The following is a 19,419-nucleotide window of genomic DNA, read 5'->3' on the forward strand; positions in this document are numbered from 1 at the left end:
AAACTAAATCTATATAAACGTTTGTAAAGCGTGCTTTTATTTAATATTAAAAATATCCCAATTGCTTAGGCAAAAACTATAATGTAAAATATTAGAATTGAAGCTATGGAAAGAGTAATATTGTCATCCATCTTTATAGGAAGGCTCTCAACCAACGCCAATACTACGGATATTAATATGGCGATAGGCCCAACCAGCAGATAGCCCAATATGCCCCCTATTGCGAAGAATGCCAATGTCCCAGACACTGTCTTTTTACTATTGTAAGGCAGTTTTAACTTGTTGAACTTAATCCCGAATATTGTTGCTGCCGAATCAGAAAAGAAAAGCACTATAAGGAAGAATGCGGCGTAATTAGCAACTGTTGCAAATGAAATTATCAGCATTGTTCCAAAAGCCAAGGTCAATGCACCGAACCCATATATATCAGACCTCCTTTCCAGTTCATGGAATAATGATGCAAAGCCTTTATCTGTATCATATATGTAGGAATTGAATATGTATCCAAGCAAAATAAGCATAGGTATAATTTCCATATAATATTTAGGCAAAATAAATATTATCGATATAACAATAACCCCAAGCGTCAATTCAAACAAATCTCTATCTGTCTCTATGTGGGTGGTGCCGTTTGACTTTTTGCTGAAATTCAAGTACACTGCTTCAAGCCCAAATAATGACCCTATGCTTATGGATCTAAGGGCAAGGTTCAACAGCAACCCATTATTGGCATACAATATCACCAATGCGATTAACAATGCAGTGAAAGCGATGAACAGCTTCTTGTCAACACCATATAAACCTAGTAGGAGGTACGAGGAATCAGCAATGAGAATTGATGCCAGGACCAGGAGAGTTGAATGGCTGAACAGTGACACCGCGCCGATTACCAATGAAAGGGCAATTACTTGCACCAACTTTTCAAGTGCCAAGTTATTTATCCTAAATATTGATGCCTTCCTTTTCTTTATTAAGTTGAATTTATACTTATACTCAATTAAGATTAGCAAGAATAAGATTAACGAATAGGATAGGTAAACCAAATAGTTCGCAGAGAAATTCATTATCACACTAAATTACGTATATTATCCATGCAGCCAAAAAGAACCCTCCTATTATTACAAGAGGTACTGCCAATTTTGCTATTGCTATCATTGAATTTAGGGTTGTAACTATCTTGTCTCTTCCATTTGCACCCCATATCTTGAAGTTTTTCATCTTTATGCTGGAATGCCCTATGGTGCATTCCGACATGTCCTCAACTGCAGACTCTATGCCTTGATCTACCATCTTTTCAAGCTCTTTTGAGTACTTTGTGTGCAGACCTAAGACATTGCTGGCCGTAAGCTTGAAAGAGTTTACAAAATGTGTATCAGTAGAATACACTTCACCATACATCCCGTATTTCTTCCGGATGTGGTTAACCAGTGATTCCCTAAACTGTGGTTTTACATTGTTTGCATTAAAATATATCATGCAGTACTTGAATTTGCCAAAAGAAAGCACAGATATATTCATGTTTCCCGGAGCTATATCCACACCGCAGTTAATTTTTGATGCAGGGTTCACCGAATAAAACCCTGCCTTAAGCTTTCCTTTGCTTATCCTGTGCAAAGACGATATAGCTTTAATGTAATCGTTTGCGATTCCCGAATTTATCTTCACAGATTCCAATTCCTTCTTTGGGGCAGATTCATACCTCGCATTATGTGCATCAATCATAATAGGATGTTTAACATATGCCTGTAAAGCACTTTTAAACAATGTTGCTGTCTCAGGTGCTATATCCTCTGTTACCCTTGGAGCGCGCGTAAAGGTCGCTATACCAAAAGACCCAAATTTGATGAGTGTAACCTTTGCAGTTTTATAACCTCCCTCATAAAATTCAGAGTTATCTGAAAAATTAAGCCTGATGGAGGATTTAACTCCTTGCGACAATGCGGATTTTACCTTTCCGTATTCGCTGCTTGACACTGCATTATAATCATCGCTTACAGTCGGGTGCATTATAATTGTAGTTGCCTTATAATTCCCTACCGAATACTTTTCCAGCAGGTAAGGGAAATTGCTACTACCTATAGTGCCCATAGGTCCATAATGCAAATTCGGCACAAAAAATATGCCTTTAACCTTGCCAGAAGGGTCCTTGAACACGATGGTGTCGGTATTTACATTATAACTTGGCGAGTTGCTCATGATAGGCTGTGGAATCATTATATTAACATTAAATAGCCAATCCTGAAGCATTTGAGTAAACACATCAAATCCGCTGTATCCAAGAGATTTTTTAATCGGCGAATCTATAAAGTAAATTATCACATATGCAATCAGAAGGAATACAAATATCCCAAAGTATAATTTCACAAGGAGTATCTTAAGTGGAAGCACCGGTATAAGCAGTATCTTAAATACCGGAATAAGGAAAAGAAGGTTCAAAGTTGGCTGTATCAGTGAGGTCAATGCCGATGCCTTCCTTTCATTAAGTAGTATCTTTGATACAAAGAACCACCATGCGTATATTGCAGCATCTCCTAAAAGTATTACAAGGACGCCCAATGCAGCTATCCCTGTCAATGAGGCTATTGAAACCGATAGCATTACAAATACCCCATATGAAAGCAAAGAAATCATAGAAGAAAATAGTATGTACTTCAAAGTCACATACCTTTTCATTGCCTTAAATGCAATTATTGTCATGGTAAATGGCACTATAAGTGCGACTATGCCAACCAGTACTCCGCTTGCCATGACGCTTCCCAAGTTGCTCAAAAATATGCTGTGCCCCGCAATTGAGGAGGATATGATTCCTATCAGCAAGCTGTATATTATTGAAATAATAAGCAGTGTACGAGTTCCCGGCAAACTCTTCGAGAAAACCTTTACATTGCTCAATGCCCCTTCGTAGCTTTTAAATTTTGAAGCTTCAGATTTTTCCATCAAGACACTCCTTAAATTTTGCAGCCTAGTCTGCAATGTATATTTAAATTCCGGCTGCCTGCTTAATATAAATAGATCTTCAAAGCATGCAGCAGATTGCTTTTAATATTTTACACTATGATTTATTGATACATTATATAAATGTTTTCTAAAAGTTCTTCCAATCCGGATACTTATGGTATAGCAACCATCAATACGTTTTTAAAATTTGAGATATAAATAAAATTGATTCTATGCCTGATAAAATAAGATGCTCACACATACTAGTTGATAAGGAGTCAACAGCAAAGGAAGTTCTTGAAAAGCTAAAAGGCGGGGAGGACTTCTCAAAACTTGCTTCCGAATACTCACTTGACGGCTCAAGAAGAAGGGGTGGAGACCTTGGATATTTCGGGAGGGGTATGATGGTAAAAGAATTCGAAAATGCTGCCTTCAATCTTAAGAAAGGGGAGGTTTCAGGGATAATAAAGACGCAGTTCGGCTATCACATAATAAAGCGCACTGATTGATTATATATCTTGGTCCCATGGCAGAAAACAACCCATCTAATAATACGGCAGACAATAATGGCAATTTAGGAATAAATCCTGTTTCTGCTTCTGATAGCCCAAGCCAAGCTAATACTGTAGAGACATCCAGCCAAGGCGGCGAGATATTCAATGGCAATATAAATAAAATAAGCAAGGAGCTTGACAAGGACAAGAAATCTAATGACAAAGCGGCAGCTAGCGCAGCAAATGGTGCTGCCAGCAGCCAAGCAAAAGGTGACAAGGAGGAGGAAGACGATAAAGAGAAGAAAAAGTTGGGCTTCAAAGAAACCTTCTTCCTTGCATTCGGAGGGCAGGCCCCTTTCATATCATTGCTTACATTTGGCACTGTAATGATAAGCATGGTGGGAGTAGCAGGAGCGTTTGCCATGATAATAGCAACCTTTGTAGTGCTGATAAACGGGCTTGTTGTATATGTGATGTCAAGCAAGTTCAAAAGAGGGGGTGGATATTATATATATGCGTTCTATTCACTGACATCAAAGCTTGGGCTGGAGACAGGATGGAGCTATTTTCTGTACTCTCTGGCTTACGGAGGTGCTCTTTTAGTTGGGGGTGCATATGTACTTTTTACATTTACAGGGATCAACCAAACCTTCCTTGCGTTGGTTGTTGCAGTAATAGCATCCGCATTTGTCTTAAAAGGGATAAAGATATCCGCAAAATACGCAATGGTAATGTCAATAATAGAAATAACGGTAATAATTGCGCTTTCGATATTTTTCCTAAATACATCGCATTGGCACTTCTACGACCCTATAAGCTTCCCAGCATTGCTGTTTACAGCCGTTATATTCGGTTTGGGCATACCTACAGGATACGGGTCTATTGCCCCATTAAGCAGTGACATAAAAGATTCGACTAGGACAATAGGAAAGGCCTCAATATCTGTTCTCTTGGTCGGGGGTTTCATAGCAGCATTTTTCTTCTACTCCTTGGGTGCATTGAGCTTTACAGGGAATGTAATAGAGCTCATGGCAGTCAAGTTCGGCATAATCGGTGCGATACTCATAGGCTTCATAGCATTGAACGATGGCACTCTTGGAGGGATGGCCTACATGATAGCGAACTCCAGGACTTTCAGCGCGATGAGCTCTGACAAGAAATTCCCTACTATATTCTCAATCAATATAAATGACAAGCCCATACTGTCTGAGATATTCATAGTGATGGTCTTTGTAATCGTAATAGTATCGGTGACGCAGTTCATAGGGCTGTATGCCGCTTTCATAGCCCTTGGTGCACTTGCAGGATTGACTAACTTGGTTGTTCATATATCAGCGGGTATATCATTGGCTAGGATATCAATAAAGAAGCTGCACAAGCGTATTGTGGAGTTTGGTATAGGTTTTCTCGCAAGCCTTTTATCGTTCATAGTTTTAGTATTCTCATTGCCTGGAATAGACAAGTACACGGTTTACCTGTTCTTTGGGTGGATAATACTAGGATTCCTTTACAGCGAGGCCTTGGATATGGCAAATGATGTAACTGATGATAGTTGATGCAATGCAAACTTCAGGTTTAAAGCTTAATAAAAATAAGGTAATCGAATGGATGATCTTCATAAAAAGTACGATACTTCAAAGCTAAGGCAGGTCAGCCTCTCATTGATATGGGATGAAAGAAAGATACTGCTTGCAATGAAAAAAAGAGGGTTTGGAGAAGGCCTTTGGAATGGGTATGGAGGAAAGCAGAAAGAAAGTGAGACAATAGAGGAAACAGCAATCAGAGAAACCAATGAGGAGATAGGAATAAACTCTACAGAGATTGAACAAGTAGGAACTTTAAGCTTCTTTTTTGAGGGGGTCCCATCGGACCAGAACTGGAACCAGAAAGCAGTCATATTCAGGATTAACAAATGGGTCGGTGATCCTGTTGAAAGTGAGGAGATGAAACCCAAATGGTTTGATATAAGCGATATACCCTATGACAAGATGTGGCCGGATGACAGGATTTGGCTTCCCAAAATTCTGAAGGGCATGAAATTAGAATGCATTTTTGTATTTGACGCAGATAAGAGATTGAAGGAATCGAATATCAAGGTGCTATAAAGCATAAGTTTTATTTGCGCAGTGTTTACAAACATTGTTAATGTGTAGGATTTGGCGTTTATTTTTCAATAACTTATAAATAGCTTTCGAATTCAATAATAGTTTAAATTTAATCTTTTTATTCAAAATCGCTTTTCTTAAAAGAGGGAAAAAATGAACTGGTCAAAGGAAGATACTATACTCGCCGTAATAGTCATAGGCACGCTTATGGCGTCAATAGATTCTACTATCGTGCTTCTTGCGTTTCCAGCGATGACGCAGGCACTGCATTCTACAATATCAACCATAATATGGGTAATACTAATATACATGATTGTTGTCGCAGTATTCTCAACGCAGTTTGGCAGGATAGGAGATATATACGGAAGGAGCAAGATGTTCAATCTTGGATTCGTAATATTCACTATTGCGTCATTCCTCTGCGGGATAGCCCCAACAGATATAACACTTATAATATTCAGGGCTGTTCAAGCAATAGGGGGAGCATTGATAGCATCGAACAGCAGCGCCATAATAGCCGATACATTCGAGAGGCACAAGATAGGAAGGGCGTATGGATTCACAGGGATGAGCTGGAACATAGGGGCCCTTCTTGGAATACTGCTTGGAGGTGTTATAACAACATACATAGGATACCGCTACATATTCTTCATAAACGTGCCTATAGGGATAGTTGCGGTAATACTTGGCCTTAAGTACGTAAAGGACAAGAATAAAACAAATGACAAGTTGGATCTGTACGGGATGGCAGCATTGGGAATTGCGATAGCCCTGATATCATATGCAGGTATAAACTACGCTTCGGTCGGGTTAAACTCTTTGAATGTGGTAATGCTGGTTATAGGAATAATATCAACCATTATATTTGTGATTATAGATAGGAAAATAAAGATGCCGACAATAAATTTCAGCATGTTCAAGAACAAGATATTCAAGAATTCTCTGCTCGCATCATTATTCCAGGGCCTTGGGTTTATGGGAGTGACATTTCTTCTTATAATGTACCTGCAAGGGGTGCGCGGATACTCGCCTCTATACGCCTCGCTTGTCCTGTTCCCGGGTTATGTTGTCAGTGGTGTACTCGCACCTTATATGGGAAAGTACTCGGACAAGTTCGGTGCCAGAATTCTGTCAACAATAGGAATCATGTTTATGGTATTGGGTGTACTGTTCTACCTGCTGGTACTTGGTGTCACAACACCGATATACTACGTTGTGATAGGCACTATAATAACAGGATTAGGAGGTGCCATGTTCTGGCCTGCAAATAACAGCGCGGTGATGGCAAATGTTTCCGGAGAGCTGAGAGGATCTGCTTCTGGGACACTTAGGCTGTTCAGCAGCTTGGGTTTAATAGGCAGCTTTATAATAGCTTTTGTGGCAGCCGCATCAGCCGTTCCAAGGTATCTTGCGTTTGAGATATTTGCAGGCACATCAAAGGTCATTGGAGGGATAGGCAAAGGCTTTGTTGCAGGAATGCATGTCGCATTCATAGCATTGATTGCAATGCTCATAATTGCAGGAATATTTTCTTTTGCAATAGGTAAAGAGAACAGGATGGAAAAGTTGCACCATCCAGGAGAGACAGGAACTTATGCAAAATCCAGAAATCTGTCAGCAGAAACAGAGCGATAATCAAGACTTATCCGAAGCTGTTACGGAGTCCAAATAAATCTTCATAATGCCTACTGCTTCTTTTGGGCTTAGCACTTTGCTTACAGTATCCTTTATGCTGTAATGGCTATTGGAATAAGCTAAAAGCATGACGCCATTCCCATTGTAAAATTTGCCATTCAAGGGCATATACTGCTTTGATTTTAGGTACTTAATAATCTTATACTTCCTGGCACTTCCTCTGAGATCTTTAGTAATATAAGATATCGCAAAGAACATTGCGGAGCTTTCAATTAAATTGTCAAGCAGATCGGATAATCTCTCAGAATTTAACCCGCTTCCCAGCCCTTTCTTTATCTCTTTCAAATAACTCTTATAAAACCCAATCAAAAAGTACTGTACCTGATGAAAATAGCCATGTGCCAGAAGAGCTCTGTAACTTATCCTGTTTCTGCCTTTTAAATAAGAGGGATTTATCGTAACATATCCTGTAGATCCGTCATTGGAAGATACCTCCGCATCATCAATCTCATTGGAAATACGTGCTTTTGGCAAAGGCAGTTCTACATTGATTAGTGAATGGAAGAACTTGTCAATGTTTAAAATCTCCTTGTCCAGCAACGAGTCGTTTATCATTTAGTCTAACCCTAATAAAGCGTTTAATCATAAATGCAAATAAAAGCTTAAAAATCCTTATCCAAATTGAAGGTTTTTGACTTTATCTAAAGTAACGTAAAACCCACACGCTTAGCGGTGGGATATAAGCCACCGAAATGCAAGTAAATATTAAGGTAAAATTAACTGGTTTGCTATTAAAACCGCATACAGGTACCATGCATACCCAAAGAAGCGGCAAAACCCAATCCGACCAATTACGGCCAACACAGTGTCCCAGAAATTCATTCATGGTATGGTATCACAAAATAAATTAACACCATAAATAGAGTCAATCTACCTCCTTGTTTGGCTTCATAAATAAAGTTAATATTATACCAATTATGGAAAATACAAGCCCTATGTAATATATGTAATTGAATGCAGTTGCAGATGGAAAGTGCCTAATCACAGTCGGAGCAACTTTAACAGAGATAAAATATATAGTTTCAATTACACCTCCAATTGCTGGTGCTATTGCCATACCAATATTTCTGAATACATCATTTACTCCTGAAGCTTCCCCTGCATTTTCCTTTGGGACTGAGTTAAGCAGCTTGTTTATGACGCCTACAAGCATGAATGACATGCTTGAACCAAAAACTGCAGATCCTATTATTATACCAGTTACGGTATAACGATAATCAATAAGCAATATGAAGGAAACTAAGGCTATTCCAAAACCAATTAATATAGATTCTTCTGCACTTTTCCTTTTTATGACCGTTGCAGCTATAGGTGCAAATATTATGTTTAATAATGCTAGGGGCAACTCAATTATGCCCGATTCAAATATTGTTTTACCTAAGCCTGAAGGAGAGGGGTCCTGTAAAAATGTAGGTACTGTAAAGAATAAAATATACATCAATGCCATTACAAATAATCCAACAATATTGCTCAGCAGAACGTTCCTTGTTTTAAGGAGTTTAATATTTATGAAGGGATTTGTAAAGTTCATTTCATATCTTACAAAATATATAAGAGATATAAAGGATATTGCCAAAGTAAATAGCATATAAAGTTTTGTATAACCAACTATACCACCTTCTGATATGTAAAATATGATAGAAAAAAGGCTTATACCAAGTGCTGAAGCCCCTATATAATCGACTTTGCCTTTTTGTTTAAGTGCTAAATTTCCTGGATAAATCTTATCTTTTAGGAATGCATAAGTTAATATTACAAGTACAAATGCTGCAGGTATTGTAGAATAATATGACCATTGCCATCTATACGACTGTGTTATCAATGTACCAAGAACTAGTCCAAGCCCTGCCCCTATGGTTAATGTGGCCCCCATTATTCCTTGAGCTAATGGTAACTTATCCTTATCAACAAAATCGTTTATAACAGCGAAAGCCAATGGGAACATACCTGTACCAATACCCTGTATAGCCCTTATTATTATCAGTTCATCAAGTGTTCTCGCAAACCCTCCCATAGATACAGCCAAAGCATAAAAAAGTGCAAGAGCTAAAAACACTTTTCTTTTTCCATAATTGTCCGCAATCTTACCCGATAATGCAGCAGATATAGTACTACTTATTATATAAGCTATTAATATCCAGGATACTGAGTCATAGGATACATTAAAAAATTTTACTAATATTGGAATTTCAAGAACTATTGTAGTTTCTACATAACTGATAAGTATGCCTGCAAACGCCATAATTGCAATTATCAGATAAATATTCTTTTTACTTAAATATTCTACCTTATTTTTATCATTAATAGGTTTGTCCTGCATAAGCTTTTTCCCTTTTGTTAATATTCACAAATCCAAAACTCTTTTAACCAAGTAAGTAAGAACTCTTCCTAAGCAATTAGATGAAAACGGACAACCATTTTACAATTTATAAAAAATATCTAGATAAATGTAAAGCATATTCAAATTTTATTTTCTTATACCCAAATTTATTTTATGGCAATTCAAAACTTGTTTAGTAACTTATCTTTTTATTTTTTAATACTAACAGTTTTTAACTTTTCATGTACTTGTCAGATATATCGAAAAGCTGGTCTAGTGACATAATGCCGCTTACCGTATTCAGGAAATCATCCAAGCCCCCATTAAATCTGTCATATATATTGTAGACAAGCTTTTCCGTTTTAATAATGTCCGCAAGCTCTTCTCCAAACATAAGATCTTCATGGTCCGATTGTGAGCTAAGAACAGAAACCTTTCTATATGAAAAAGCTAGCTCTTTTTTAAAATCTTCGTATTTGATTATTCTTGAAAAATCAGGCAATTTATGGGCAGGACCAGAACATTTTAACAAATCCTGGTTAGATGTAAGTTTTTTTGCTATTAAGTAAGATATGAAATACACCATCGCTTCGTTTATTAAATAGCTTTCATCATATCCAATCGGGTAAGGAGCTTCTTTGCCTTTGTTCAATTCGTTGATCTTTGCATGTAAAATTTCATGCAATGCTGTCAAAAACAAATCAAACCCAAATTTGGTCCTTTGGTTCTTGTTTTTCAAATCAATTACATCGTTTTTTTCATCCCCTAAATAAATCGTCAAATTTCCATTCTCTTTTCCAGGTACCCCAAGCGTATAATTCACTACATCCTTGTTGTCATTTAATTTTCTTAAGTAACCTTTTTCATTTGTAAAAGACCCTCCAAGTAACGTGTCTTCCTTTTTCATATGAACCTCTACGTTGTATGAATTATCTAATGTAAGGAAAGGAAAATTCTCGTAAGCAAATCTAACTGTCGCATCAACAAATTTCTTTACAAAATCAGACTGATTTTTATTATTAATATCCAAGATTATAGCATCTGTAGCTTTCAGAATTTCCTTGAATCCAGCCTTGCTTTTATATGCCATCATACAATTACTATTAAATTTTATAAGTAAATAGGTATTTAATCATTCTTTTAGATTTCCATCCAATTACCGTAATTATCCCCTATCCTGCACCAAAAATCAAATTATCATATCTTAATAAGGATAAACGACGTAGTCCATGCTTTACTATATTTAAGCATGAATTGTATAAAACAAATAAAAATCAATCTATTGTAAAGATATGTGGTGATAAAGTTGGAGAGCCCAAGTAATAGCACAGAGAACAAGCTTAGCTTGATAAAAAGAAGTCCCACAGAGGAGATATTGACTGAAGAGAGGCTCGTTGAATATTTAAACGCAGGTACCAAGCTCAACCATTATATAGGATTTGAGATTTCGGGAATGGTCCATCTTGGAACTGGATTAGTCGGAATGCAGAAAGTGACTGATTTGCAGGAAGCTGGTGTTAATACAAGCCTATTCCTTGCTGACTACCATACATCAATAAATAACAAATTAGGAGGAGATTTGGATAATATAAGAAAAATTGCTTTGGGGTATTTCAAGGAAGCGCTTCAGCAGTCAATAAAGTGCGTAGGAGGGGACCCGGATAAAACAAAGGTTGTACTGGCATCGGATTTCTATGAAAAAGAGGGCATAGAGTATCTGGAAAATGTTCTTAAGGTTGCAAAGGGAATGAGTTTAGGCCGTGCAAAGAGGAGCGTAACGGTTCTCGGAAGGAAAAGCGGCGATGATATAAGCCTTGCACAGCTGGTCTATGTGCCAATGCAGGTAGCTGATATATATGGCCAGAAAGTGAATCTCGCGCATGCCGGTATGGACCAGCGCAAAGCCCATGTTGTTGCACTTGACACATCAAAGAACTTCAGTTATACCCCCGTTGCTCTGCACCACCATCTCCTTATGGGGATAAATATAACCGAGGAGCAGAGGAAATTGGTCATAGAAGCAAGAGCTAACAAGGATAGGGAGCAATTTGAAAATTCGATAGTTGACATAAAGATGTCAAAATCAAAGCCTTACAGTGCGATCTTCGTACACGACAGTGAGGAGGAGATACGCGCGAAGATAAGCAAAGCCTTGTGCCCACCCAAAGAGACAGATGTCAATCCTATAATAGATATGATCAAGTATATCATAGCACCGACATTCTTAAGGAAAGGCGAAAACATGAGGATTGAAAATGCCAAAACTGGGTCAGCAGTGGAATTCGGCAGCATGAAAGAGCTTGAAGAGGCATATGTCAAAGGAGGAATACATCCATTGGACCTGAAGAATATGGTAGCTGAAAGCCTTATATCAATATTGGAGCCAGCGAGAAGGCACTTCTCTTCAGGTGAAGGGTTAAGGCACTTGAATGAGCTAAAGGAGCTTATGATAACAAGGTAACCCTTTATTTGCCTTTTATTTTTAACTAAATGAGTGGGAAGTCTCCCTTCGCAAGATCAGGGGATGAAAACGAACAAAAACATTATTTATCCTTTCTTAACTTTGATTTCGGTCCTGGAACAGCAAATACCCCAGATTCAGATTCTGCTTCTATTTTTATAGCACTTTTGATCATTTTGATTTCTCTATTGTTATTTAAGATTCTGTTTATAATCTCTGATGCAGTAACTCCATTTCCTAAAGCTATAACTTTCACCGCTTCTTGTTGATTCCATAATACCACCAAGTAAACATTGTTCTATTTATTTAAGCATTTATTTAGTTTTAAACTTAATCTACAGCAAAATATTTTAGCTAAAACAATTTGAGGGGCTAATCTTTTTCTTTGGAAAGTCTAATAATACCATATATAGATCGCTCGTAAAGGTATGCTAGAATTTGCCTACCTGTCTTTTATTTCCCCAAGGACCGCTTTCCCATACCCTGTCCAGAGGATAATTATAATCTATTGGTGTGTCAAAAATCATAGATCCTGTTTCTAGCTATTTCAGGCATTTTTATACGATTTGCGCATTTCCCTTATCATGTCCAAAAGTAATCTCTTGTTTGTACTGTATCCCGCTTAGATATCGCCCATCTGCCCCGTTATGAACTGCCTCAAGGGTTACAGTATTAGGAATTTGCTCTCCACTATGTCAAGAGCCGTTTAGAAATATGCCCTTAAAACATACGGTTGCATTTTCATTCCTACCTTGTATTTGTATACCTCACATCCCTTGTAATGAGCGTTGTCCTTAGAAAGGTATTCTTATTTATTGCTCGGACGTCAAACTGCAGTAACGGCGAATCATAGGTCAGCTCCTCTCCTTGCTTCCTTCTTTCTTCCAGACATTCTTTTATGCATATTGCTACTTCCCAACCAATGAACGAGAAATAGTGATGCCTAGCCTTGCTCAACTTGCTCTTAATTATTACAGTTATAGGAATCTTGCCGAATTGCATCTAGTCTAATAGTTTCAGCTCCTTTAAATCTCCCAATTGCAATCAATCAGTGCCTTCATAATCACCAAGAGATTCCAGTATCAGTCCTGAAAAGAACATTAAGCTAAGATAACCATCCCTCGCGATGTTGCCTTTCTTAGTATTCTTGCCAATTCCTCCTTGCTCAGGACTCTTTCGTCGGAACTTGATTAATGTTTTTAAGTGAATATTGCTGTCAATCAACGGATATATAAATTCCACATAATGAAGCGAAAACTGAGTTTCAGGCGATAATTTTATATATATTATTATGCAATATAAAATTGTAAGGGTTCGCAAAACAAAGATATAAAAGACATAGTTACCGCCACAAATTATGTATTAGAAATGAACTCTTACAATAATCAAACAGGTGATAGTTTTTGAATATGAATCGTTTGGAATTTAATGTCTGTAAGAATTGTGGACATTCGGTGGTTAATTTCAATTCAAAATGGTTGCATCACATCTCAAGAAGTAAACTCTTGGGTTTCCCACACTGGCCTGCTGGACATGTAATTACTTTGGATTGCAAGTGGAATGGATGTAAATGCAATATTCCTGAACCGGATCATACTAAGCCTTCGAAAACTAAGCTGGTATATCTAGGTAAAAGGACAGACAGGTAAGACATTTCATCCAGAAATTGGTCCTTATTTGGGGTGCCAATCTTTATTAATAATTTGCCAATCCAGAGAAGGCGAGGTACGAATTCAGGGGGAATACCAAAAGAACCAAATCTAATGCCACTGATAGGTAATGCAAAGATGTAGGGGAACTCGTTCATTTACCTGTATTAAATGTTTGTCAAAGAATTCAGCAATGGATACCACAAATATTAAATAAAAGCAGAATGTTTCCTAAATAAGCTTAGTGTTATTGTTCACCAATAATCTCAGAGTCGGTTTCTTACTATTGTACTGCTATCAAGGTATACGATTTTTCTGTCATTTCTATACTACTTGCCAGATCTGATACGCCGCCTTTGGATTTGATTGTTTCAAAATCTAAATTATCCTTCTTTATTTTGAATATTTTATTAAGTATTCACCCAAATTTAAATAAAGCTTATTTTCTTAGTTTCTTTTAGTATTGAAATTATACAATTACCACGCTGCAATTTAAGATTCTTGTGTTCTGTCCAAATCTATTTTTTTATCTAAAAATATATTTAATTTAACTTTATACATATTATTTAGATATCCATAAAGAAAACCTGTGTCTTTTTATTAGAAGAAAATTAAATTTATAATAAATTTATAGCCACAGTTGATTTTTGTTTAAAAGTAGTAAAATCCTAAAGATTTAAATATTATTTAAGCAATAAGTAAATATAGGTGTTTTAATGGCATTTAAAAATATTGCTAAAAACGATAACAAAGTGGTCATAATCGGCGAAAGACACAATAGCGAGATTGATAAAAAGGCAGAAGTTGAACTAATAGAAACTTATAAGCCTGGATTAATACTTATGGAAGGGTATAACAGTAATGACAGAAATAAGGAAAAAAACCCATACTTCGATAATGATAAGCTGATTTTTGATGTTGCCGAAAAATATAATATTAAAATAGAAAACCCTGATTTAAAAGTCGATGAGTTGCCTGGTTCAAGTTCTATAGCAAAGAGGCATGAAGAGCTAGTAAGCAAATATAATTCTTTCCTTAGTGCTGAGGAGAACTCAGAATTGAGAAATTCAAAAGATGAAATCATCGCAGAAATGAGGGAATTAGGTGAAAAGCTTAAAAAGGTGCAAATGGAGGAAAAGCCAATAAGGGAGGAGCACATGAAAAATGTGATAGTTTCAAACCTTAACCTAAATGAAACAGAAAAGTCAATACTTGTAATAGTAGGAGACACGCATGTAAAGAACTTAAAGACTCTGCTTAGAAAAGAGGGTGTAGAATCTGAAACCTACAGATCAACCCTGAACTAAGGGCAACATAGATTTTTACTGCCTAAAATTATTTTAAGTCCAACTTAGTTATCTTTAAGTTCTGATTTTTGGTTATCTTCTCCTTCAAGCTCCTTAGATCTGGAATAAATCTCATATAAATCCTTCTGCCATCCGCCATCATAAATAGAGGCAAACAGTTTATTATCAACCGCTTTCCTCTCTCCATATTTGCTTATCTTAGCTACAAGTTTGCCGTTATGGCTGATATCTATATACACATCGTTCCTCCTATTTGATATTAAATTTATACTTATCCTCTTTTTGTAAAGTGCCTCTTTTATCTCATCAAATTTTGACGACGCATCATAAACGTTGATAGATTTGTCAAGCAGGTCATTAAGGCTTCCATTATAAAGCTTCTTCTCTGCTTCCTCTGTTCTGTACTTTACTATTTTTTTGTAATCAATTGCAAGGGAACTATGAGGATCTTTATTTATTTCACTTGCCGTATGCTTTCCAATCAAACCTGCCTCTTTATAGATATCATCAAGCTTTTCTCTCCAGCCATTGTCCTTATAGACGGTTAATTCTGCACGTCCTTTATCTTCAATAGAATATTCAACTAATGCTACTTTCTCATTTTTGTAGGATATGAAAAGTATATCAATCATGCCGCCTTCTACCTGCAGTATATTCATATCAGCGTTATCAAGCATATGCTGTATTTCTTTGAAACTCTCCTTCTTTGCATAAATATGCATAGCTTTATTACAAATATCCAAATCTTCGTTCTTATTAAATACTATTTTATCGACTTTGTTCTTAAATACCATTTTATCAACTATGTTAAAAATATATTCGATAATATTTAAATATTGCCTTAATTACTCGATTTGGTAATTAACTCTAAAAATTATTTAATACTTATTGTTTATGGTTATAACAAAGGCAGAGATGATCCAAAGATTTCAAAAGGCTCAATCTTCTTGTAGATATGGCATTAAGCAGGCCTTATTCAAGTGACGAAAAATTTTCATTCAAGGTAATTAAATTTTTAAGAACAGACTGGCATTTTTATTACTTTACTTAAAAGGGATTTCTTCACAAAATCCCTTTTCAATTGCACTTACTTCCCTCTAAGTTCTGATTTTTGATTATCTTCTCCTTCAAGCTCCTTAGATCTAGAATAAATCTCGTATAAATCCTTCTGCCATCCATCATTAATATAGATAGCTGCAGCAAGTTTCTTTCCAAGTAACCCCTCATTCCCATATCTACTTATTTTGGCTGCAAATTTGCCGTTATGGTAAACATCTATATACGTATCGTTCTTTGCATTTGACTTGAACTGTATATCTATCCCTTTTTTGTCAAGTGCATCCTTCACTTCACCAAATTTGGATGATGCACCATAGACATATATAGATTCGTCAAGCAGGTCATTCAAGCTGCCCCTATAAAGCTTCCTCTTTGCTTCCTCCGTCCTGTCCTTTGCAACTCTTTTGTAATCAAGGACAAGAGAGCTATTCGGGTCTTTATTCCTTTCCTTTACCCTATTTTTAGCGATTAAACGCGTCATCTTATAAATATCATTCAGTTTTTCTTTCCAGTCATTATCTTTATAAACAGTCAATTTGTAGTACTCTTTATCTCCAAGGGAATATCCAACTTCCGCTACTTTCTCATCTTTGTAGTATATGTCAAGGCTTTCATTCATGCTGCCTGAAATATACATATCGCCCTTTATACCAATATCATAATCATGGAGCATATTTCGTATTTCTCTTAAACTCTTCTCTGCATCTGCTATGTATAGAACTTTATTGCAGATTTCCAAATCCTTGTTTTTGAATACCATCTTGCCACCTGTATAGTTAAAGTATTTCATAATATTTATATATTGCTTTGATCAAGTAATTGGGATAAAAAATAAAAATTTGTGTAAATCAACTTTAAAGATCATTCATAATACTCCTTGCTTATGATTCTGGCAAAGGCGGCTATGGTGGCCAATCTAAACGATTCGTCCCTATTAAGTGTGCCTTTGGTCAATATGCCAACCGTGCCTGAATCCTGCTTGATATCTTTCAAACCTGTAATCGAATCCATTACTGGACCCAATTCCTCTCCTTTTCTAAGCCTTTCTGCTACCTTTTCTGGAAGCATTACTCTTTCATGTGAAGCCAAGCCAATTCTTCCATAATTGTCAACTACCGCAACCCATCCGGAAAGCATCATACCATAATCTGTTTCCTGCACAGACCCTTCCAAACCTATGCCTATTTCAGATTTGAGCAATGCTTTGGCATTCTTCGCCCTGTTTATTGCACCCTCTATCCCTTCATTATCCGTCATTGGTTGTTTACGCACTCCCGAATCAACCTCTACTCCTTTAATCTCATATCCAATACCAAGGTCATTCAAGGCCTGTCTAACAGCAGTAATCTTAGCTTTATTCGTTGAGCCAACAGCAACAATCATTTAAATCCCTACAACATTTTTCCACAAAGTTTTAAAGAGTTTTTTAAAATTGGATAAAAAAGCAAGATTTAAATATAAAAAAATACAATCCTGTGTGGTGTGTTGCTTGGAAGCTTCAAAATCTAAAGAATCCCAAGAAGAAATTATAAACAATATGGCTTACTACATAGAGAAAGGGTTAAAAGTTGACCATTTGAGCAAAGATTTCAAAAGGCTCAACCTTCTTGTAGATATGGCATTAAGCAGGCCTTATTCAAGTGACGAAAAATTTTCATCAAAACTAATTGAATTTTTAAAACGATCAGATCTTCAAAAAAATGACATTAAATTTTTGACAAATGAGGCAAATTCCAATACAAAATTATTCATAAAAGCATTTGATAAAATTGCAGATTCAAATGTAGAATATATCACAACTTGTGTAATAATGTGGAATTTACATTTGAAGCATAAACCGAACAAGAATATAGACTTTGAAAAAATATATGAGATATCAAGCACTCCAGAAAATCTGATAAAAACTCTAGACCCAAAAGAGGAATTTGGGGTTCTAATACCAATAATGTCCCTGTATGATAGAAAGTTAATTGATGCTATTTCATCAAAGCACAGTTCACTGAATTCAACAAATTCCATTGATGAAGCAATAGAGTTTGGCATCCTAACGACAAAGTACAATTACTTGAACAGAGTAAGGATTGGACCCGAGGAGCCTGATTTAAAGTCAACCATATCAAGAAAAAAAGAGCTTTATACTTTTATAAAGGAGGTCTTGCCAATAATCTCGCGCAACATAAACGAGGAGAAGATGTTTTTGGTCCATAAAAATGACAATGCTGCCAAAAGCCTTTCAGATATAGAGAACGATTTGAATAGAAGGATTGAAGTTGGCTCTATATATCATCCGGATGTTGCAAGGAAGTATTCAGTTAATGCAGTTATAAACAGCAAGAATATGTTTGAGTGCATGGACAACCTTGACTATATTCTGATAGCGGATATTTATCAGCTAAAGGAGCTATCTGATGTGATGAAAGATTTGGATCCCGGAAAAGAAATGGAACTGCTTAAAGAAAAAATCTATAAGGTCATATATACCATAAATGAAGATATGGATAGGGCAATAGAGAATCTTGGTGCTATAAGCAGCCATTCATTGCTGCATAATTAATTGTAGTTAGGATTTATTGCATAATTAGGCATAATTGTCTGACTGAACCAAAATCAATACTACCAATTTAGCCGGTATTAAGAGAGGTTCAAGGAAAATTTTAAATATTACCAAATTTAAACTGCTAATACTAAGAGGTAATAAAATGGACACCGTAAAAAACAAAGAGAACAACCAAATATTAAACAAGTCTGATCTTATAGAGGAACTTGACGCCCCATTTTATAGCTCCAAAGACGAATCAGGTAAAAGGACAACTAATATAAGCAAGCATCCAAGAAAAAGCCAGCAACTCATTGAAATGGAAAAACTGGTTGATAACAATATTGCATACCTGAAGGAGCAGGCCCCAAGGCAGTTCAAGGAATTCAATGCTTTAGAAAGCTCTATACTTAATTATTTCAATAAGCTAATTGAAGAGCTGGAGATAGGGAAGGATAAAGAGAATACACATAGGTTGTTTTGGCAAGTGAAAAGTGTACTGCAAAACGGTTTTGACAGCATAATGGCTGCAGAAAAGAACGCTCTGCTTTCAGATAAATACATATTGGAAAACAAGTTGTATAAAAATCAAAGGAATAAAATTTATAAGGAAAACACCTCAAAATTCTACGGATTGATATACAAGGATCTTCCTGAATACATAGGCCAATTCAAGCAAAGAATCAACGAATTTATAGAATCCAAACCAACATATGAAGAAATTGAAAACTTTTTTATAAAGAATAACCCAACATCTGAATTGTCCAGAGTGCAGAGGGATTCAGAGTACCATATGGAGTGGCTTGAGAGTTTCAACAAGGAAAGGTTGATAAGAAGGATATTCAGGATATAAACA

General features: G+C 36.3%; 17 protein-coding genes. 8 read left to right on the forward strand and 9 right to left on the reverse strand.

The window, feature by feature from the left end; genetic code table 11:
• Positions 1–65: 65 nt before the first annotated feature.
• Both Mia14_RS01920 and Mia14_RS01925 read right to left on the reverse strand, forming a co-directional pair.
• Positions 66–1,064 (reverse strand): diacylglycerol/polyprenol kinase family protein, encoded by a 999-nt coding sequence (locus Mia14_RS01920; protein WP_088819876.1) that lies wholly within the window; start codon positions 1,062–1,064, stop codon positions 66–68.
• Positions 1,065–1,071: 7 nt separating this feature from the next.
• The gene (locus Mia14_RS01925; RefSeq protein WP_088819877.1) at positions 1,072–2,937 is read right to left on the reverse strand and encodes a DUF2070 family protein; all 1,866 of its coding nucleotides are present in this window, start codon (positions 2,935–2,937) and stop codon (positions 1,072–1,074) included.
• Between the two features lie 233 nt (positions 2,938–3,170).
• On the opposite strand from Mia14_RS01925, the gene Mia14_RS01930 reads away from it, so the two are divergent.
• From Mia14_RS01930 to Mia14_RS01945, 4 genes are all read left to right on the forward strand, one after another.
• Positions 3,171–3,446: a peptidylprolyl isomerase gene (locus Mia14_RS01930; protein WP_088819878.1), complete on the forward strand. Its 276-nt coding sequence runs from the start codon at positions 3,171–3,173 to the stop codon at positions 3,444–3,446.
• Positions 3,447–3,463: 17 nt separating this feature from the next.
• Positions 3,464–4,987 carry an APC family permease gene (locus tag Mia14_RS01935; protein WP_088820605.1) on the forward strand — a complete coding sequence of 508 codons (1,524 nt, stop codon included), beginning with the start codon at positions 3,464–3,466 and terminating at the stop codon, positions 4,985–4,987.
• Between the two features lie 48 nt (positions 4,988–5,035).
• On the forward strand, positions 5,036–5,536 hold the full coding sequence (locus Mia14_RS01940) for an 8-oxo-dGTP diphosphatase (protein WP_088819879.1): 501 nt from the start codon (positions 5,036–5,038) through the stop codon (positions 5,534–5,536).
• Between the two features lie 153 nt (positions 5,537–5,689).
• A complete protein-coding gene (locus Mia14_RS01945; protein ID WP_088819880.1) occupies positions 5,690–7,171 on the forward strand; it encodes an MFS transporter in 1,482 nt (493 codons plus the stop codon).
• On the opposite strand, the gene Mia14_RS01950 is transcribed toward Mia14_RS01945, so the two are convergent.
• The 3 genes from Mia14_RS01950 to Mia14_RS01960 form a co-directional block, all read right to left on the reverse strand.
• Entirely contained in the window at positions 7,172–7,786 is a 615-nt protein-coding gene (locus Mia14_RS01950) for a hypothetical protein (RefSeq protein ID WP_088819881.1), read from the reverse strand.
• A gap of 310 nt (positions 7,787–8,096) precedes the next feature.
• Complete coding sequence (locus Mia14_RS01955; protein ID WP_088819882.1) at positions 8,097–9,551, reverse strand: MFS transporter; 1,455 nt, start codon at positions 9,549–9,551, stop codon at positions 8,097–8,099.
• A gap of 232 nt (positions 9,552–9,783) precedes the next feature.
• Positions 9,784–10,644, reverse strand: coding sequence for a hypothetical protein (locus Mia14_RS01960; protein ID WP_088819883.1), 861 nt, complete (start codon positions 10,642–10,644; stop codon positions 9,784–9,786).
• Positions 10,645–10,857: 213 nt separating this feature from the next.
• Between Mia14_RS01960 and Mia14_RS01965 the strand changes: the two genes are divergently transcribed.
• Positions 10,858–12,012: a tyrosine--tRNA ligase gene (locus tag Mia14_RS01965; protein ID WP_088819884.1), complete on the forward strand. Its 1,155-nt coding sequence runs from the start codon at positions 10,858–10,860 to the stop codon at positions 12,010–12,012.
• A gap of 82 nt (positions 12,013–12,094) precedes the next feature.
• On the opposite strand, the gene Mia14_RS01970 is transcribed toward Mia14_RS01965, so the two are convergent.
• Positions 12,095–12,298, reverse strand: a complete 204-nt coding sequence (locus tag Mia14_RS01970; protein WP_124216875.1) for a hypothetical protein — start codon at positions 12,296–12,298, stop codon at positions 12,095–12,097.
• Between the two features lie 2,079 nt (positions 12,299–14,377).
• Here Mia14_RS01970 and Mia14_RS01990 point away from each other — a divergent pair.
• On the forward strand, positions 14,378–14,968 hold the full coding sequence (locus tag Mia14_RS01990; protein WP_088819892.1) for a hypothetical protein: 591 nt from the start codon (positions 14,378–14,380) through the stop codon (positions 14,966–14,968).
• Positions 14,969–15,012: 44 nt separating this feature from the next.
• Here the strand turns inward: Mia14_RS01990 and Mia14_RS01995 are convergent, their stop codons facing one another.
• From Mia14_RS01995 to yjjX, 3 genes are all read right to left on the reverse strand, one after another.
• On the reverse strand, positions 15,013–15,762 hold the full coding sequence (locus Mia14_RS01995; protein ID WP_088819894.1) for a hypothetical protein: 750 nt from the start codon (positions 15,760–15,762) through the stop codon (positions 15,013–15,015).
• A 293-nt stretch (positions 15,763–16,055) separates the two neighbouring features.
• Complete coding sequence (locus Mia14_RS02000) at positions 16,056–16,787, reverse strand: hypothetical protein (protein WP_088819895.1); 732 nt, start codon at positions 16,785–16,787, stop codon at positions 16,056–16,058.
• Positions 16,788–16,888: 101 nt separating this feature from the next.
• Positions 16,889–17,410, reverse strand: coding sequence for an inosine/xanthosine triphosphatase (gene yjjX / locus Mia14_RS02005; RefSeq protein WP_088819897.1), 522 nt, complete (start codon positions 17,408–17,410; stop codon positions 16,889–16,891).
• A gap of 106 nt (positions 17,411–17,516) precedes the next feature.
• Between yjjX and Mia14_RS02010 the strand changes: the two genes are divergently transcribed.
• Together Mia14_RS02010 and Mia14_RS02015 are read left to right on the forward strand one after the other, a co-directional pair.
• A complete protein-coding gene (locus Mia14_RS02010) occupies positions 17,517–18,581 on the forward strand; it encodes a hypothetical protein (RefSeq protein WP_088819898.1) in 1,065 nt (354 codons plus the stop codon).
• A gap of 145 nt (positions 18,582–18,726) precedes the next feature.
• Positions 18,727–19,416, forward strand: coding sequence for a hypothetical protein (locus Mia14_RS02015; RefSeq protein WP_088819899.1), 690 nt, complete (start codon positions 18,727–18,729; stop codon positions 19,414–19,416).
• Positions 19,417–19,419 lie beyond the last annotated feature (3 nt).

It is taken from the genome of Candidatus Mancarchaeum acidiphilum (genome assembly GCF_002214165.1).
Classification (GTDB): Archaea; Micrarchaeota; Micrarchaeia; order Micrarchaeales; family Micrarchaeaceae; genus Mancarchaeum; species Mancarchaeum acidiphilum.

Excerpts from the sequence above, each read along its gene's own strand:
- Mia14_RS01920 (WP_088819876.1), bottom strand. The coding sequence starts at position 1,064 with ATGAATTTCTCTGCGAACTATTTGGTTTACCTATCCTATTCGTTAATC.
- Mia14_RS01925 (WP_088819877.1), bottom strand. The coding sequence starts at position 2,937 with ATGGAAAAATCTGAAGCTTCAAAATTTAAAAGCTACGAAGGGGCATTG.
- Mia14_RS01930 (WP_088819878.1), top strand. The coding sequence starts at position 3,171 with ATGCCTGATAAAATAAGATGCTCACACATACTAGTTGATAAGGAGTCA.
- Mia14_RS01935 (WP_088820605.1), top strand. The coding sequence starts at position 3,464 with ATGGCAGAAAACAACCCATCTAATAATACGGCAGACAATAATGGCAAT.
- Mia14_RS01940 (WP_088819879.1), top strand. The coding sequence starts at position 5,036 with ATGGATGATCTTCATAAAAAGTACGATACTTCAAAGCTAAGGCAGGTC.
- Mia14_RS01945 (WP_088819880.1), top strand. The coding sequence starts at position 5,690 with ATGAACTGGTCAAAGGAAGATACTATACTCGCCGTAATAGTCATAGGC.
- Mia14_RS01950 (WP_088819881.1), bottom strand. The coding sequence starts at position 7,786 with ATGATAAACGACTCGTTGCTGGACAAGGAGATTTTAAACATTGACAAG.
- Mia14_RS01955 (WP_088819882.1), bottom strand. The coding sequence starts at position 9,551 with ATGCAGGACAAACCTATTAATGATAAAAATAAGGTAGAATATTTAAGT.
- Mia14_RS01960 (WP_088819883.1), bottom strand. The coding sequence starts at position 10,644 with ATGATGGCATATAAAAGCAAGGCTGGATTCAAGGAAATTCTGAAAGCT.
- Mia14_RS01990 (WP_088819892.1), top strand. The coding sequence starts at position 14,378 with ATGGCATTTAAAAATATTGCTAAAAACGATAACAAAGTGGTCATAATC.
- Mia14_RS01995 (WP_088819894.1), bottom strand. The coding sequence starts at position 15,762 with ATGGTATTTAAGAACAAAGTCGATAAAATAGTATTTAATAAGAACGAA.
- Mia14_RS02000 (WP_088819895.1), bottom strand. The coding sequence starts at position 16,787 with ATGGTATTCAAAAACAAGGATTTGGAAATCTGCAATAAAGTTCTATAC.
- yjjX (WP_088819897.1), bottom strand. The coding sequence starts at position 17,410 with ATGATTGTTGCTGTTGGCTCAACGAATAAAGCTAAGATTACTGCTGTT.
- Mia14_RS02015 (WP_088819899.1), top strand. The coding sequence starts at position 18,727 with ATGGACACCGTAAAAAACAAAGAGAACAACCAAATATTAAACAAGTCT.